Below are 17875 nucleotides of genomic sequence, written 5' to 3'. Positions count from 1 at the left end.
AATAAAAATGATCGCTACGCGCGAATAATTTTGCAAAAATAAACAATCGAGGAAGTCTTTTAAAAAGATTTCACCATTAATTATAACTAAATAACACATACATTAGAAAATTACGTGTTTTAGATCGTTAGATTATTAGACAATTAGACAATTAGAACTTTAGACTTTTGGATTAATTAGATTTTTCATAATTTAACCCAAAACCTGTCACATCGAGTATTATTGAGATCAAAAGAAATTTAGATTGAAACTACCGATCGAAGTTATCGAGATGCAAAACCCAAAACGAATAAACAAAAAAACAAACCCAATCTGTAACAAATCCTAAAAAGGAATACTAACACTAGCAACTAACGTAACGAACACAATGATTAAAAAATTTCTAAGCTTACAGTGGAAAGAATTTACCCGATCTTCCGCTTTTCAAAAAGGAATCGCCATAAAAATATTACTAATTTTTGCTGCTTTGTACTTTGGTGCTATAGCATTATTTGCAGGAATATTTTTATTCTTCGGTATTGAAGAAATGTTTCCAAATGAAGATCCAATGGTAATTGTCAACAATTTCATTATCTTTTGGTTTCTCATCGATTTGGTAATTCGATATTTCATGCAACAAATGCCTGTCATGAATATCAAACCACTCATGATAATTCCCATCAAAAAGGGAACAATCATTCACTTCTTACTCGGAAAAACAATCATTTCGTTTTTCAACATTATACCACTACTCATCTTCATTCCATATTCCATTGTATTGCTAGCACAAGGATATGCTCCGTTACATGTAATTGCATGGTTTATCTCAGTAATGGCAATTACGCAAGCATTAAATTTCTTAAATATACTAGTAAACAAAAGCAATACGGTTTTTTACATCACACTCGGATTACTAGCTACTTTTGCTGCGTTGGAATTCTTTGATATCTACAAAATATCAGAATTCTTTGGAGTTCTATTCAACGGATTATACAATCATCCGTACTTAGTAGTACTTCCAATTGTATTAGCAGCTTTCTTATACTATTTAAACTTTGACTATCTAAACAAACGTTTCTACTTAGATGGTGCAATTTCCAAAGAAATAAAAGAAGTAAACGCATCCGATCTTTCATGGATGGATCGTTTTGGAAAACTGGCAACATTCCTAAAAAATGATGTACGCATGATTTGGAGAAACAAGCGACCACGACAAGTACTCATGATGTCAGGTTTCTTTCTCTTCTACGGATTATTCTTCTTTACACAAAAAGCGTATGATGACATGCCAGCAATGGTAGCATTTGCGTCTATATTTATCACCGCAGGATTTCTATTCTCGTTTGGGCAATTGGTGCCTTCTTGGGATAGTGAACACTACAAAATGCTCATGAGCCAAAACATTCCATACCGAAAATATCTAGAATCAAAATGGTATCTCATGGTATTGGCAGTGGTAATATCATTCATTCTCAGTACGCCATACATTTACTTTGGTTGGGACAAATTTGCCATGATTGCCGCAGGCGCATCGTTCAATATCGGAATCAATACGTTTGTCACACTATTTGGTGGCGCGCTCAATAGAGTTCCGATTCAACTCAACGAAAAAGCAAAAGCATTTAGCAATACAAACGGATTCAATCCAACACAATTGCTCATCGCATTGCCAAAAATGCTATTGCCAGTATTGTTATTTTACATTCCATACTTCCTTACAGATTACAACTTAAACGCAGGAATCATTACATTGGCGCTAAGTGGTGTTCTCGGATTGGTATTCAGAAACTTCTTCCTAAGTCAAATAGAAAAAGTATATCAAAAAGGAAAATACAAAACAATTGAAGCTTTCGCAGAGAAAAAATAATTCCCTAAAACAACGACAATGATCACAATACAAAATATATCAAAAAAATACGGACAAAACACGGTTTTAAAAATAGATACGCTAGACATTCCTAAAGGACAAAGTTTTGGGTTGGTAGGAAATAATGGTGCCGGAAAAACAACGCTATTTAGTTTGCTGCTCGATCTTATAGAACCAACAACAGGCCACATAAGCAACAACGGAATCAAAGTGCACGAAAGTGAAGACTGGAAACCATTTACATCGTCATTCATTGACGAAAGTTTCCTCATTGGATATCTAACACCAGAAGAATACTTCTACTTTATTGGCGAACTCAGAGGACAAAGCAAAGCAGCTGTTGATACATTACTAACAGAATTTCAAGATTTCTTTCATGGAGAAATTCTAAACCAAAAAAAATACTTGCGCGACTTAAGTAAAGGAAACCAGAAAAAAGCTGGAATAGTAGCTTCATTCATCGGAAATCCGGATGTTATCATCTTAGATGAACCGTTTGCAAACTTAGATCCAACAACGCAAATTCGACTCAAAGGCATCATCAAAAAACTAGCGGAAGATCATCAAGTGACGGTATTAGTTTCCAGTCACGATTTAATGCACGTTACGGAAGTCTCTGACCGAATTGTTGTGCTCAACAAAGGCGAAGTCGTAAAAGACATTGTAAAATCTGAACAAACCCTCAAAGAACTCGAAACTTTCTTTGCTGGAACTGCTGTGGAAGCTTTCGAAGAAGAATAATTTGGGCGTTCCCACACTAAAAAAGACTGTTTAAAAATACTATTTCGTCAAACTGAACTTGATTCAGTTTCTCATCACGATTTGTACATTTTTTAAACAGTCTTTTTTAGTGCGGTCAGGCTATCCGCACTCGCTTTTGCATATTGTCATTCCTGTGTAGGCAGGAATCCAAAATACAAAGAGCTCAAACAATTGCTCCTATCCTTAACGCAAAAAAACAATCAAGTACAGGAGTTAAATCAAAGTGTATCTAAAAAGGTTGTGGACTTATATCACAAATAATATTATATCCAAGAACCCAACCTAAGCGTCCATCACATTCAATAATATAGGCTACTGCACAAATAATACAATCCTGATTGTAGAAATTTGGAGCACATGCTAAATACCGCACACCAACCAAATCGCAATCTCTAAAATCTCTTGGAACGCCACTTGTAATGGAGCAGTCATCATCAATAATTGCAAAACCATCAATAAAAGTAACACAACCGTATCGCACTCCATCACCTTTAGCGATTGTACTTAACAGTGATTGAACATAGGCGTCAGGGTTTGCAGCAAACTTTGCAGGAATAGCATTAAACGCTCCAGGGTTTATAGTTGTTCCGTAACTTTTCAGTTCAAAAGTTTCCGTTTCTGTGTTTACATTATCTGTCTGACACGCAATAAACGCAAACAGCGATAACATCAAAATAAAGGTTATTTTTTTCATGGTTTTTGGTTTTTAGATTAGCTAAACAAGATAAAGAATCTAAAAATCAATAACTTACGGGAAATCCGTACACTTTAAAAGTTTAAAAACTAGTATGTTTTTTTCATTTATTCCAAAGTAAGTTGAATTTTTTGACGATTTTTTTTTCCAGCACAAGCGTGTCTTTCTGTAAAAAAGTCGTCAAATTCAGGAAATAATCACAATGTGAAGTAAAAATGTCTTTAGGTTTGAAACCATTAATACTTCGCAATGTATCGCCTATTTGAACATTTCTATCAGAAATACAACGATTTACAATCCAAAGAGAATCGTTTAAAATACCCGGAATAAAAGGTTTTTCTTTTGCAATATGAACGCTCTGAGTAGGTTGCAAAATGATTTTTTCGTTGGTGTAATCTAAAAAAACAGTAAAATGCTCCAAAAAGTCGTTTCCTAACAATGCTTTATTTAGGGACGAAAATTGCACAGGAATCTTAGCATTAAAATCTGAAATAGTCACGTTCAAATCCTTTACAATCAATGTATCTCTATTGCTTCCGTAAATTCCCGAAGTAGATTGATCTATAAACGTTCTTGAAGCACTATTTGAAAATTTGGAAGCATACTTTTCAGGAATTACCAATCCGCCATTATAGCCTAAATCAAACAATACATTTTCAATAAGAACGCCTTCAATTTCAATATCAATTTTTGGAATTCCCGATAAAAATGAAGTATAAAAGTTAACGGTATGTTTCGGTAAATTTTCGTCAAACTCAAAACCTTCTTGTGAAACGACAAGTTCCTTGCGTTGATAATCAATTTTCCAATTCGCCAACTTGATGAGGTTTGCGCCAATAATTCCATCAGGAGCCACACACGGACTGTACGATTTGGCATCGTATTTTAGTTTTCCAGCGGCAATTCCATAAAATAGTAAATCATCAAACCGAACAGAATCAACTACGGTCATTTCAATAGTTCTGCGAATTCCTTGCGCCGTTCCGTTAGATTGTTTCGATGCAGTTTTAAGTTGCAGCGTTTCCGCCAAATTATATTCAACCTTACTATTAAAAGCGCCTGTGTCAAAAATAAACGTGTTTTTGGAAACGTTTCCTTGTAATTGCGCGTGTACAATAATCAAGTCCTTTTTATATTTAAAAGGAATGTGATGTGTATTGTTTGAAATTTTTGCGTCAGCGTCAGCTTCCAATCGTAATTGTTTTACAGTGTCGCAACTCACCAACACGAAAACAATGCTAAAAATAAGATACTTTTTCAATGATTATAGTTTAAATACATATTAATTGAACACTGCAAAAATGTACATAAAACTTGTGATAAGCACCTATATAGTATGATTTTGGGGTTGTTGGGACGTATTTGTGATAAACGGTCAGGAAGATTTTTTGAGCGTTTGTAAAAAGCTTGAAACATCTTTGACTTTTGCACGCGAAACGGGAATTTTAAACTCAATTCCGCGTAGAGTAAGTTCTAAATTTCGTGCGTTTCCTTCTACTTTTGTAATGTAATTTCCATTCACCATAAAACGATGATGACACCTAAAAAAGTTAGAAGTTGTCAAGGTTTCTTCTAAATTTTTAAGTCGATTTCGAATGAGTTTTTTGGTTACAACTTTATCAACTTCATAAAAAACATCGACATAATTTCCATCAGATTGTAAACAGATAATTTCAGAAGGAAATAATTGCAATGCTACTTTTCCATTTTCCGCTTTTAGTTGAATTTGATTTGCAGAAATAGCATACTGAATAGTTTCAGATTGTAATTTCTCGTTTTCTGCTTTTAGTGTTTCCGTTAATTTTTGCGCACGATTGAACTGTATTTTTTGTTGTCGATACTGTTCAAACAATACTAAAATTACAATAGGAAAAAAGCTAATGCATACTGTAAAAAAAGTAGTTTTCAGAAACAGTTGCACGATTGATTCGTTTCCTGTATACGTAAAAAAGATACTTGCAAAAATTCCAAGAACGATTAAAAAAATAACCATTAAAAAAAGTAAAACTTCACGTCCAATCGTCCAATTGTCTTCTTTCATGAATGCTGGAAACAACTTTTGTAACAATTTTACCGTGAAAAAAATACTGGCAGACACAAAAAGTGCAATTAAAAGCGCATACAAACTTCGTTGCAGTATTTCTATTTCTTGAAACTGGAATGGAGCTAACAACAGAATAATCAAAAAAGCAGCCATACCAGGAATTACAATACTATATGTATTGAAAATAAACGGATGTGGTTTGTTGAAAATCTTGAACATGATTCGTGTAAAGTTAGGCAACAAAACGATTTTTTAAAACAAAAAGCGCGTTAGCTGACCTAGAATCGACAAAAATCCTCAGTTTATCGTGGCATTTTATGCAATTTTTCAAAAAGAAATGTATTTTTACCCTTCTGTATACTAAATGATTAAGAATTTAGTTTTACAATTACAAAATAGATCTACTTTGAAGAAAACAGTATATATATCGGTAACACTATCAGTATTAGGGATTTTACTCTTTAGTTGCTCCACCAAAAAGAATTCATTTATCAACAGAAACTTCCATTCTGTCACTACAAAATACAATGTATTATTCAACGGAAACGTAGCATTTGAAGAAGGACGCGAAGCATTAATGAATTCATTCATTGATAATTATTGGGAAGTATTGCCTGTAGAACGCATGGAAGTGCAAGACGAATTAGCCATTCCTGGACAAGGTGGAAGAAATCCAAGTTTCAAAAAAGCGGAAGAAAAAGCCGTAAAAGCAATTCAGAAGCATTCCATGGATATCAAAGGACGTCAACGCAATCCGCAAATGGACGAAGCCTACTTATTACTTGGAAAAGCACGTTACTTCGATCAGCGATTTATTCCTGCATTGGAAGCTTTGAATTATACCTTAGCACAATATCCAGATAGTGATAAAATAAATCAGACACGTATTTGGCGCGAAAAAACACATCTTCGATTGGAAAATGAAGAATTTGCCATTGCGAATTTGAAAGAACTCATTCGTTTTGAAAAATTAGACGATCAAGAATATGCTGATGCAAATGCTGTATTAGGTCAGGCATACATCAATCTAAAACATAAAGACAGCGCCGTGCAAGTGATGAAACGCGCCGCTTCTTCAACGGAAATTCATGAAGAAGAAGGTCGTTACAATTATATCATTGGACAATTATTCAATGAATTAGGACACAAAGACAGTGCGAATATGGCGTTTGACAAAGTGATTGCGCTCAATAGAAAATCGCCAAGAATATACATGATTAACGCACATGTTGAAAAAGCTAGAAATTTTGATCTGGAAAACGGAAACAAAGAAGAATTTTTAGAAATGCTCAATGACTTGGCAGAAGATCGCGAAAACAGACCGTTTTTGGGTAGAATTTACCGCCAATTGGCAGAATACCATTTAGCACAAGATTCATTAGTATTGGCAGAAAGCTATTTCAATCAATCAGTTCGTAAAGCAAAAACGGACAAACAATTAAAAGCATTAGATTACGAAAATATTGCTGCCTTACGTTTTGATGAAGCGCAATATAAAGATGCAGGAATGTATTACGATAGTACATTGTTAAATCTGAAAAAAAATACGCGAAAATTTAGAAGAATTGAAAAGAAAAGAGCAAACCTCGAAGATGTAATTGCGTATGAAGATGTTGCGAAGCAAAACGATAGTATTCTAAAATTAGTCAATTTCTCTGAAGAAGAACGAACCACATACTTTCAAGAATATATAGATGTCTTAAAAGCTGAAGAAGCGGCTCAATTAGAAGCCGAAGAACAAAAACAAAATTTTGCAGCAAACGAATTTGCTTCAAGTCGAGATATTGGTCCAAAAACAGGAGGAGATGAATTTTACTTTTACAATCAAACGACGGTTGCGTATGGTAAAAACGAATTCCGAAAAAGATGGGGCGATCGTGCTTTAGAAGATAATTGGCGTTTATTTGACAAGAATACGGTTGTAAAAACAACCAAAGCTGAAGACAATGCAACGGCTGATGCAGGAACAAAAGATATCTATTCGGTAGCTTTTTATACAGACAAAATTCCAACAGAAGAAAAAGTAATTGACAGTATAGGGAAAGAACGAAACTTTGCTTACTATCAATTAGGATTAATCTACAAGGAAAAATTTAAAGAATATGAATTGGCTGCAAACCGATTGGAGCAACTATTGGAAAACAATCCGGAGGAAAAATTGATCTTGCCATCAAAATACAATCTGTATAAAATTTATGTCCTTTTAGAGCAACCAAGTAAAGCGGATCAATATAAAAATGATATCCTCAGCAATCATGGTGACAGTCGTTATGCGCAAATCTTACGCAATCCGCAAGATGTTCTAGCTACAGATGAAAACAGTCCTGAAAGTTTATATGCAAACACCTATAAGAAATTTGTCAATCAGGAATTTGAACAAGCATTGGTAGCGAGTGACAAGTACATTTTGCAATTTACAGGCGAAGAAATTGTGCCAAAATTTGAAATGTTGAAAGCAATCATCATTGCTCGATTAGATGGTTATGTTGCATACAAAGAAGCATTAAACTATGTAGCACTGAACTATCCGAATGATGAAGAAGGAAAACGTGCGCAGGAAATCATAGCAACGTCATTACCAAAATTGAACAGTAAAGTAATGGTTAAAGATGACAAATCAACCAACTTTAAAGTCATTTACACGTTTGAGAAAAACGAAACTGAAGCTATGGAAGCACTCGAAAAAACAATTGCGCAAGCATTTGAAGATAAAGGGTACAATTCGCTTTCCATATCGCAAGATGTATACAACAGAAGTCAACGATTTATCGTAATCCACGGATTCAATTCAAAAGCAGCAGCCTATACTTTTGAATATATGTTAGAAACAGGAGAAAAATATCTTGTTGAAAAAGAAAACGTAATTATGTCTTCTGAGAACTATCAAATCGTACAAATTCATAAAAACTTAGACGAAGTAAAGTAACAAAGCACAACTTAGTAATCCCTCAAATTAACAAGACAATGTTTTCAGAATCTAAAAAACGCAATAGCGAATCAACACGTGGACAATCAAATCGAATTGGAAAATCAACCAACATAAAAGGCGATGTCGTCTCAGAAGCTGATTTTAGAATTGATGGAACTTTGGAAGGAAGCGTAGAAACTTCTGGAAAAATAGTAATTGGCACTAGTGGTGTAATTACGGGCAAAGTAATTTGTGCGAATGCAGATATTGAAGGACGTTTTGAAGGAGAATTAATAGTATCTAACTTACTTACCTTAAAAAGCACAGCTGTTATTGAAGGCAATGTAACAGTAAGTAAACTTTCAATAGAGCCAGGAGCAACTTTTAATGCAACCTGCGCTATGAAAACAGGAGTCAAAGAACTCAAATCAAGTGAAGGAAAAAAAACCGATAGAACGGCCTAATACTGATTCCAGCTTATTGTCGTCTTATAATTTTTATATAGACGTACCTTAGTATATATCACAATAACATTTTACAACTTTTTTTTAATTGATAGGACCCGAAATCCTTTCACAATGTATTTGTATGTTTGCATATCAATAAATTCATAGTGAAAGAAAAAAAACCAAAATCAACAGCGAATAAAGCGATGCGACTTAGTGGCGCAGGATTACAAATGGGACTCACCATTTATGCCTGTAACTATTTAGGAAATTGGCTGGATGTGAAATACGATCAAGCATTTTGGGAAACAAGTCTGACACTTTTTGGTATTTTCATGTCCATGTATCTCATCATTAAACAAGTATTAAAAATCACAAATGATGATTAGGCAAATCTTCATCTTTATGTTAGCGTTTGGACTGTTATTCTTCTTAGGAGAATACATTCACAATTACTACATTGAAAGTCACGAAATTGTATTAGGTTTTTCATTGCGAGGCATGTATGCATTTCACGCATTCTTTTCATTACAAATATGTATTGTGTTTGCATTGTTAGCAACGAACGAAAAAATCAGTCCGCAATTGGGCTTCATATACTTAGCATCTTTCGTTTTAAAAATAATAGTTTTTTGTGCTATTTTCTACAATCCAATATTTACGGCGGAAAAACTATCAAAAATACAGCAAGTTTCAATGGTCATTCCTATGGCACTATTTCTAATCTTAGAAGCGTATATTATTGTCAAAATCTTGAACAAAAAGCATTCTCCGAAATAAAGTTGAAAAAAAAGGGGTATTTCTAATTAATTGTTTAATTTTGCGCAGAATTTACGAAGGGTAATTTTTGAATAAATCAATTATGAAGATAGTACAAAAATCTATCAAGTTTCTTACAGTATTAGCAATAGCACTATGTTCTTTCCATGGATTTGCTAGTGATTCCGATAAAAAAAATAACGATCAGAATGATGGTGGTATCATAGATACCAAAAAAGAAGTAGAAGAATACATTCTTCACCACATTCAAGATTCACACGATTTCAACCTATTCTCTTACACAAATGATGCAGGCGAAAGAAAACACTTTGGTTTTCCGTTGCCCGTAATTGTAAGTACAAGTGGAGGAATCAAAACATTTATGTCATCGGAATTTCATCACAATGATGATGGAACGTATGTAGTTACTAAAGGAAATGTGAAATTGGTAAAACTTCACGGTAAAATCTACGAAATAGAAGCAGGCGATGAAGTTGAATTTGTAGATCATCACCCAACAAATGCACACAAAGTATTAGATTTTTCTATCACGAAAAGTGTAATGGGAGTGTTGTTAGTTGGATTGCTATTATTATGGTGGTTTTCTTCTTTAGCACGTCAATATAAGAAAAGACAAGTGCCAACAGGATTTGGACGCGTATTAGAGCCTTTAGTAATTTATGTTAGAGACGAAATTGCACGACCAAACATTGGTGAAAAACATTACAGAAGATTTACAGGATATTTAATGACAGTATTCTTCTTTATCTGGATATTGAACTTATTAGGATTAACTCCATTAGGATTCAACGTTACAGGTCAATTAGCAGTTACAGCATGTTTGGCAATATTCACTTTAGTTATTTATACAGCTAGTGGAAACAAACATTATTGGGGACACATCTTATGGATGCCAGGAGTTCCTATATTAATACGTCCAGTATTGGCAATTATCGAATTGGCAGGAGCATTGGTTATTAAGCCGTTCTCATTACTAGTTCGTTTATTCGCAAACATCTCAGCAGGACACATTGTTGTGATGAGTTTAATTGCGATTATGTTTACACTAAAACAATCATTAGGAGTTGTTGGAGCAACAGGATTGTCATTAGTATTATCATTTTTTATCACATTAATAGAAGTGCTAGTTGCCTTCTTACAAGCATATATATTTACAATGCTATCAGCATTATTTATAGGGATGTCTGTAGAAGAGGCACATCACTAAATAAAGAGTTTGTTTAATTATTTAAATCAATTATTATGTACAATTTGATCGGAGCAGGATTAATCGTAATCGGAGCAGGAATAGGTCTTGGGCAAATCGGTGGAAAAGCAATGGAAGGTATTGCGCGTCAACCAGAAGCAACAGGAAAAATTCAAACAGCAATGATTATTATCGCTGCACTTTTAGAAGGTTTAGCATTTGGAGCTTTATTCTTAGGAAAATAAGCACCAGCAAAACATTAAGTATTCTCCTGCAACGGTTGGTTGCAGGAAATACTTAAAAATTAAACAGAAATAACACTATAATTACCTTATATAATGGATAAGTTATTAAATGATTTTTCACCAGGATTGTTTCTAGTCCAAACAGTATTACTTTTACTATTAATTTTCATAATGGTAAAATATGCTTGGAAGCCTATTTTAAATTCATTAAATGAAAGAGAAGAAGGTATTCAAGGAGCTTTAGATGCTGCTGAAAACGCAAAAAAAGAAATGCAAAATCTTCAATCTGACAACGAGAAGCTTTTAAAAGAAGCACGTGCAGAAAGAGAAGGAATGCTAAAAGAAGCACGTGAGATCAAAGAAAAAATGATCGCAGACGCTAAAGGTGAAGCGCAAGAGCAAGCAAACAAAATGATTGCACAAGCGCAAGAAAGCATCCGTAGTGAAAAGCATGCAGCATTAGCAGAACTAAAAAATCAAGTAGCAAACATCTCTGTAGAAATTGCAGAAAAAGTGGTACGTGGTGAATTAGCAGATAAAAAGAAGCAATTATCGTTAGTAGATAAAATGCTTGAAGACGTTACACTAAACTAATAACAATACTATGGCAGGATCTAGAGCAGCAATACGTTATGCAAAAGCGGTCTTAGCATTGGCACAAGATCAAAAAGCAGGAGCAGCTGTAGCGAAAGATATGGACGGAATCGTGAAAACGATGACGAATAGCAAAGAATTACGATCTATGCTAAGCAGTCCAATTGTAAAGCCTGAAACTAAAAAATCAGCTTTGCATGAAATCTTTACAGGAATGAATGCTGTATCTGACGGATTGATAGATGCGTTAATTGCTAATAAGCGAATTAACTTGCTAGATAATATCGCGGAACAATACGCTATCTTGTTTGATGAATCACAAGGGAAACAACTTGCAGTGGTTACCACAGCAATTCCTTTAACAGACGAATTAAGAAGTAAAGTATTAGCTAAGGTCAATGATCTTACTAAAAACGAAGTAATCATAGAAAACAAAATCGACGAAAGTATCATTGGTGGATTTATTTTACGTTTAGGTGATTTGCAATACAATGCAAGCATCGCAAACCAATTAAATAATCTAAAACGATCTTTCTCTCAAAATTAAATACTAAATAGAATGGCAGAAGTTAAAGCTGCTGAGGTATCAGCAATATTAAAAAAACAACTATCAGGATTTGAAGCAACTGCTTCATTAGACGAAGTTGGAACTGTACTACAAGTAGGTGATGGGATCGCTCGTGTTTACGGATTAGCTAACGCTCAATACGGAGAATTAGTTGAATTTGATAACGGACTTGAGGGAATTGTATTAAACCTTGAAGAAGATAACGTTGGTGTAGTTTTATTAGGACCTTCACAAGACATTAAAGAAGGTGGAATCGTAAAACGTACACAACGAATTGCATCTATCCAAGTAGGAGAAGGTATTGTTGGACGTGTTGTAGATACATTAGGAAATCCAATTGATGGAAAAGGTCCTATTGAAGGAACAACATACGAAATGCCTTTAGAGCGTAAAGCACCTGGAGTTATTTATCGTGAGCCAGTTACAGAACCATTACAAACAGGAATTAAAGCAATTGATGCAATGATTCCAGTTGGTAGAGGACAACGTGAATTGGTAATTGGAGATAGACAAACTGGAAAAACAGCCGTTTGTATTGACGCAATTCTAAATCAAAAAGAATTTTACGATGCAGGTGAGCCTGTATATTGTATATATGTTGCCGTTGGACAAAAAGCATCAACAGTAGCACTTATTGCGAAGACTCTTGAAGAAAAAGGAGCATTAGCATACACAACCATAGTAGCTGCAAACGCATCAGATCCTGCTGCAATGCAAGTATATGCACCATTTACTGGAGCATCTATTGGAGAATTTTTTAGAGATACAGGTCGTCCAGCATTAATTGTGTATGATGATTTATCTAAGCAAGCAGTTGCTTACCGTGAAGTATCTTTATTACTTCGTCGTCCACCAGGACGTGAAGCATATCCTGGAGATGTATTCTACCTTCACTCTCGTTTATTAGAGCGTTCGGCAAAAGTGATCAACAATGATGCTATTGCTCAGGAAATGAATGACCTTCCAGACTCATTGAAGCCAATCGTAAAAGGTGGTGGATCGTTAACAGCATTACCAATCATTGAAACACAAGCAGGAGATGTATCTGCTTATATTCCAACAAACGTAATTTCGATTACTGATGGACAGATTTTCTTAGATGGTGATTTATTTAACTCTGGTGTTCGTCCAGCAATTAACGTAGGTATTTCGGTATCTCGTGTTGGAGGAAACGCACAGATTAAATCAATGAAAAAAGTATCTGGTACGTTAAAACTAGATCAAGCACAGTACCGTGAATTAGAAGCATTCGCAAAGTTTGGTTCTGACTTAGATGCGGTTACGTTAAACGTAATTAACAAAGGTAAGCGTAACGTGGAAATCTTAAAGCAAGCACAGAATGATCCGTTTGCAGTAGAAGACCAAGTTGCTATTATCTATGCTGGATCTAAAAACTTATTAAAAGACGTTCCTGTAAACAAAGTGAAAGAATTTGAAAGAGATTTCATTGAATTCTTAAACGCAAAGCACAGAGGTGTTTTAGATACATTAAAAGCAGGGAAACTAACAGACGAAGTTACAGACACATTAACAACTGTTTGTAAAGAAATGTCTGCTAAATATAACTAAATCTTGAATTCAGAATTCTAAATTCAGAATTAGGTTATGGCATATAAAGAAAAGAACAATGTCGTTGTTGATAAAAGCTTTTATTTTGGCTGCGACATTGTTAATTTCTGTAAAGAATTAAAAGGAAACCATGACTACGAAATTGCGAGTCAATTAATTAGAAGTGGTACAAGTATAGGTGCAAACATAAGAGAATCACAACGTGGTGTAAGTACTAAAGATTTTAAAAACAAATTAGGAATTGCACTCAAAGAAGCTGACGAAACTTTATACTGGTTAGACATTATTGAAGAAACCACCATGAAAGTTCCGAATAATTTAAAAGCTAAATGTGAAGAACTTATAAGGCTTTTAGTTACAATAATTAAAAATTCATAATTCATAATTTTGAATTCATAATTAACAAAAATGGCAAACTTAAAAGAAATACGTAATAGAATTAGTTCTGTAAAATCAACAATGCAGATCACGAGTGCTATGAAAATGGTATCGGCGGCAAAGTTGAAAAAAGCACAAGATGCCATCACTGCGATGCGTCCGTATGCTAACAAACTTACAGAATTACTACAAAGCTTAAGTGCAACACTTGATGTAGACAGCGGAAGCAAATTTGCGGATCAACGTGAGGTAAACAAAGTACTTATTGTAGCTATTACATCTAACAGAGGATTGTGTGGAGCATTCAACTCTAACATTATCAAACAATCAAACAATCTAATCAATAACGTTTACGCAGGTAAGCAAGTAGATGTATTAGCGATTGGTAAAAAAGGAAACGATATCTTATCTAAAACAAACACGATCATTGAAAATCGTAGTGATGTTTTTGATGCGTTAACCTTTGATAATGTAGCTGAAATTGCTGAAAAACTAATGAGTTTATTTGTAGATGGATCTTACGATAAAATCGAGATTGTATACAACAAATTCAAAAATGCAGCGACACAAATCGTAATGACGGAACAATTCTTACCAATTGTACCGATGGAATCTGATGCAAACGTTCAATCGGATTATGTTTTTGAGCCATCAAAAGTAGAAATCGTTGAAGAATTAATTCCAAAATCATTAAAAACACAATTGTACAAAGGAATCAGAGACTCTTTCGCAAGTGAGCACGGTGCGCGTATGACAGCGATGCACAAAGCAACGGACAATGCAGGAGAACTAAGAGACTCATTAACACTAACGTACAACAAAGCACGTCAAGCAGCTATTACAAACGAAATCTTAGAAATCGTTGGTGGAGCGGAAGCGTTAAACAATTAGACGTAGCGTAGCGAAGTCAAATTACAAAATAGCGGAAGCGTTGAACAATTAGACGTAGCGTAGCGAAGTCAAATTTCAACACAGCAGAAGCGTTAAACAACTAAATTTTTCATTCCAATGTCACATCGAGCGCAGTCGAGATGCAATAGGAATCTAACAATATTTAAAACCTCTCGGAAACGTGAGGTTTTTTGCTTTCTATCAAACTCCAAACGTCGTCAGATCGAGTGGCAAATCCATGATTTGTTGTATCGAGATCTACTCAAGAATAAGAAAATGTATTTCGAATCACAATTTTCATCGAAAAAGATACGTTAAAAAGCAAAGTTACGTTTTGCTAAAACCCCATTCTATATCTTTGTAAAAATTGCTATACATTTTCATGACACAAAAATTCTCCTATTTCTTCTTCCTTTTCCTATGTTTCACAGCATTCCTAAACGCACAAGAACAACAACAAAACGATTCTTTAGCGAAGTATAGTTATGAGGAGTTGAAAGAGTTAATTGATAATAACGAGAATGAGAATATTGAATCCTCTAAAATTTATACTTTAGGCTACTTGTTAAAGGCGAAAAAAGAAGCTAATCGATTACGAATGGCAGATGCTTACTATCTTTTAGCAGTATTTAACAATGATAGCTTAGCCTTAAAGTATTCTGATAGTATTATCAGCATTACTAAAAATATAAAGGGACACAAGAAGTTTCCAGCCATAGGCTATTATTTTAAAGGTTATTGTTTGTATACATTTGGAAAAAATCAAGAAGCGTTAGATAATTATCTAAAAGCACTAAAATATCTAGAAACTAATAAAAATGATAGATTAGAGTTAGATACAAGAATGGCAATAATAACATTGAAATCTAATTGGAAAGAAGATGATGAAATCTTGAAATATAAAGAATCACTAGTATCTTTTTTATATCCTTTAAAGAAAAAAAACATTCATTACAGAAATAGATATCTTAACGCTTTAAGTAATTTGTCTTTGACACATATCAGAATTAAAAATTATAATAAAAGTTTATTATATACTAAAAAAGGAATACTGGAAACAATTCATACTAAAGACACTTTAGAATATTATAAATTTGTTTCTAATGCAGGAAGTGCTCATTATTATTTAGGAAATTACGATGCAGTTCTAGATAGCTTACAAAAAGCATTACCCTATGAAGATGATCATGGAAAAGCCGTGAATAATTACTATTTAGCAAAAAGCTATGACAAACTCAAACAACCAGAAAAAGCACAATTTCATTTCTTAAAAACAGACTCTATATACCAAGCTACCAAAGATATCTTTCCAGAAATGCGGATTGCGTATGAACACATCATCGATTATTACAAAAGTAAAAATGATGTTGAAAATCAAATCAAATATTATGATCGATTGATAGAAACAGATAAGATCATAGATTCAACATATACGTACGTTACTGAAACCATTCAAAAGAAATACGAAACGCCACAAATCATTGCTGAACGCAATCGGTTACTAGAAGAAGCACAAGCCAAAGAAAGCTCGTGGAAATACAGTTTTGGAATCATAAGTGCAGTATTGTTAATCATCTCAGGTGTGTTGGTATACGCGTTTCGTCGTCAGAAATACTATAAAAAACGTTTTGAAGCTGTCATGAATAATTCAGCTTCACTGAATAATCAAAAGCCGCGTTCTGAGATTCTCGAAAAGCACATTTCGACTCCACTCAATGTAAAAAACGACCTAGAAATTCCAGCGTCTACGGTAGAAAACATTTTAAAAGGATTATCAAAATTTGAAGCTTCAGAAGGATATACAAAACAAACAACACTAGGAACGTTGGCAAAAAAGCTAAAAACGAATCCAAAATACCTTTCAAAGGTCATAAACAAACACTACGAGAAAAACTTTAGTTCTTACCTAAACGAATTGCGCGTTCAATATATAATTACAAAACTCAAATCAGATTCAAAATTCAGAAACTATACCATCAAAGCCATTGCCGAAGAAGCTGGTTTTGGCAATACAGAATCGTTTTCCAAAGCGTTCTACAAAAACACAGGTATTTCTCCTTCGTATTTTGTAAAACAGTTGAGTAAGCGCTTAGAAAGTTCATAATTCATTCCGCACTTGTTGCGGAATCCACTTTGAGTCAAAATAGATTCCTGCCTTCGCAGGAATGACAAATAAACATTCGTGAATTTGTGGCAAAAGAAAGGTGTTAATTATAAATGTTGAATGCTAAATCTTAAATTAAAAAAGTATTTTTGAACAATAGATAAAGAACACTGAGCCAAGTCTAAGTGTTATAAAAATGAAAAAGAAACCATGAACAAACACCTCAAAAAGATACTTTTCATACTTTTACTAATAGGTTTTACAAACTGTTCTACCTCACAAAAAATCGCTTTGCAAGAAAAAATACCATTCAAAATCGTTTCTGCCTTTGCGCAAGAATGGACTGCCGGACAAAAAGAGGGCGGTAGCGGGCTCAATGTGCATATCACAATTCAAAATCTAAACAAAGACTCAATTACACTAAATGATTTCTACTTCCGTGGAAGAAAAACAACGCTAGAAGATGCTTCAACAAACAACAACGGTTTATATGTGGCACACTTTATCAATTCTCCAGAAAAAGACATCATTCTTCATAAAGATCACAAACACGAAGCCGGAAATGAACCGCCACATTTAAAAGGAAAATTTCCATTTACCTTAGAAAATGACGAAGGTGTAATCAGTTACACAGAAAACGGAACATTAAAATATTACAAAGTAAAAAACATTGTAGACAAATTTCCAGTATACTATCCAAGTGCGCCCGAAAACAAACAATAAACTACCTTGAAATAAGTTTACTAATTAATGTAAATTCGATATAAATGTCAAGAGTGGTTTTCTGCTTTTCCGCAGTATAGCAGGGGTTTTTCGTTAAAAATTTTTGAAGCCTTGGAAATCGAAGATTCATGAACTCC

18 protein-coding genes are annotated in these 17875 nt (G+C 34.1%); 15 read left to right on the top strand and 3 right to left on the bottom strand.

Annotated features, from left to right (window positions below; translation table 11 throughout):
• Window positions 1-367 precede the first annotated feature (367 nt).
• Both H2O64_RS11550 and H2O64_RS11545 read left to right on the top strand, forming a co-directional pair.
• On the top strand, window positions 368-1846 hold the full coding sequence (locus H2O64_RS11550) for a DUF5687 family protein (protein ID WP_187562359.1): 1479 nt from the start codon (window positions 368-370) through the stop codon (window positions 1844-1846).
• Between the two features lie 18 nt (window positions 1847-1864).
• Window positions 1865-2587, top strand: coding sequence for an ABC transporter ATP-binding protein (locus tag H2O64_RS11545; protein ID WP_187562358.1), 723 nt, complete (start codon window positions 1865-1867; stop codon window positions 2585-2587).
• 250 nt (window positions 2588-2837) lie between these two features.
• Here H2O64_RS11545 and H2O64_RS11540 read toward each other — a convergent pair whose 3' ends face one another.
• From H2O64_RS11540 to H2O64_RS11530, 3 genes are all read right to left on the bottom strand, one after another.
• Window positions 2838-3302: a hypothetical protein gene (locus H2O64_RS11540; RefSeq protein WP_187562357.1), complete on the bottom strand. Its 465-nt coding sequence runs from the start codon at window positions 3300-3302 to the stop codon at window positions 2838-2840.
• A gap of 103 nt (window positions 3303-3405) precedes the next feature.
• Window positions 3406-4563 carry an aspartyl protease family protein gene (locus tag H2O64_RS11535; protein ID WP_187562356.1) on the bottom strand — a complete coding sequence of 386 codons (1158 nt, stop codon included), beginning with the start codon at window positions 4561-4563 and terminating at the stop codon, window positions 3406-3408.
• A 114-nt stretch (window positions 4564-4677) separates the two neighbouring features.
• Window positions 4678-5565, bottom strand: a complete 888-nt coding sequence (locus H2O64_RS11530; RefSeq protein WP_187562355.1) for a LytTR family transcriptional regulator DNA-binding domain-containing protein — start codon at window positions 5563-5565, stop codon at window positions 4678-4680.
• A gap of 187 nt (window positions 5566-5752) precedes the next feature.
• Here H2O64_RS11530 and porW point away from each other — a divergent pair, with 187 nt between their 5' ends.
• The 13 genes from porW to H2O64_RS11465 all read left to right on the top strand — a co-directional run bounded on the left by porW (window position 5753) and on the right by H2O64_RS11465 (window position 17738).
• Complete coding sequence (porW, locus tag H2O64_RS11525; protein WP_235982859.1) at window positions 5753-8272, top strand: type IX secretion system periplasmic lipoprotein PorW/SprE; 2520 nt, start codon at window positions 5753-5755, stop codon at window positions 8270-8272.
• A gap of 38 nt (window positions 8273-8310) precedes the next feature.
• A complete protein-coding gene (locus H2O64_RS11520; protein ID WP_187562353.1) occupies window positions 8311-8718 on the top strand; it encodes a bactofilin family protein in 408 nt (135 codons plus the stop codon).
• Between the two features lie 149 nt (window positions 8719-8867).
• On the top strand, window positions 8868-9089 hold the full coding sequence (locus H2O64_RS11515; RefSeq protein ID WP_317173826.1) for an AtpZ/AtpI family protein: 222 nt from the start codon (window positions 8868-8870) through the stop codon (window positions 9087-9089).
• On the top strand, window positions 9082-9480 hold the full coding sequence (locus H2O64_RS11510; protein ID WP_187562352.1) for a DUF6168 family protein: 399 nt from the start codon (window positions 9082-9084) through the stop codon (window positions 9478-9480). Before H2O64_RS11515 ends, H2O64_RS11510 begins: the two co-directional genes overlap by 8 nt.
• An 82-nt stretch (window positions 9481-9562) precedes the next feature.
• Entirely contained in the window at window positions 9563-10687 is a 1125-nt protein-coding gene (gene atpB, locus H2O64_RS11505) for a F0F1 ATP synthase subunit A (RefSeq protein ID WP_187562351.1), read from the top strand.
• A 35-nt stretch (window positions 10688-10722) separates the two neighbouring features.
• On the top strand, window positions 10723-10911 hold the full coding sequence (gene atpE / locus H2O64_RS11500; protein WP_013993139.1) for an ATP synthase F0 subunit C: 189 nt from the start codon (window positions 10723-10725) through the stop codon (window positions 10909-10911).
• Between the two features lie 93 nt (window positions 10912-11004).
• On the top strand, window positions 11005-11505 hold the full coding sequence (locus tag H2O64_RS11495; RefSeq protein WP_187562350.1) for a F0F1 ATP synthase subunit B: 501 nt from the start codon (window positions 11005-11007) through the stop codon (window positions 11503-11505).
• A gap of 10 nt (window positions 11506-11515) precedes the next feature.
• Complete coding sequence (gene atpH / locus H2O64_RS11490) at window positions 11516-12052, top strand: ATP synthase F1 subunit delta (protein WP_187562349.1); 537 nt, start codon at window positions 11516-11518, stop codon at window positions 12050-12052.
• A gap of 12 nt (window positions 12053-12064) precedes the next feature.
• Entirely contained in the window at window positions 12065-13642 is a 1578-nt protein-coding gene (atpA, locus tag H2O64_RS11485) for a F0F1 ATP synthase subunit alpha (RefSeq protein ID WP_187562348.1), read from the top strand.
• Between the two features lie 36 nt (window positions 13643-13678).
• Complete coding sequence (locus H2O64_RS11480; protein ID WP_187562347.1) at window positions 13679-14020, top strand: four helix bundle protein; 342 nt, start codon at window positions 13679-13681, stop codon at window positions 14018-14020.
• Window positions 14021-14050: 30 nt separating this feature from the next.
• Complete coding sequence (gene atpG / locus H2O64_RS11475; protein WP_187562346.1) at window positions 14051-14911, top strand: ATP synthase F1 subunit gamma; 861 nt, start codon at window positions 14051-14053, stop codon at window positions 14909-14911.
• Window positions 14912-15293: 382 nt separating this feature from the next.
• Window positions 15294-17015 (top strand): helix-turn-helix domain-containing protein, encoded by a 1722-nt coding sequence (locus H2O64_RS11470; protein WP_187562345.1) that lies wholly within the window; start codon window positions 15294-15296, stop codon window positions 17013-17015.
• A gap of 210 nt (window positions 17016-17225) precedes the next feature.
• Window positions 17226-17738 (top strand): hypothetical protein, encoded by a 513-nt coding sequence (locus tag H2O64_RS11465; RefSeq protein WP_187562344.1) that lies wholly within the window; start codon window positions 17226-17228, stop codon window positions 17736-17738.
• The last annotated feature ends 137 nt before the right edge of the window (window positions 17739-17875 follow it).

The organism is Kordia aestuariivivens (assembly GCF_014397005.1).
GTDB lineage: Bacteria > Bacteroidota > Bacteroidia > Flavobacteriales > Flavobacteriaceae > Kordia > Kordia aestuariivivens.
Note: the sequence above shows the minus strand (reverse complement) of the source record. Positions and strands in the feature narration are given on the sequence as shown.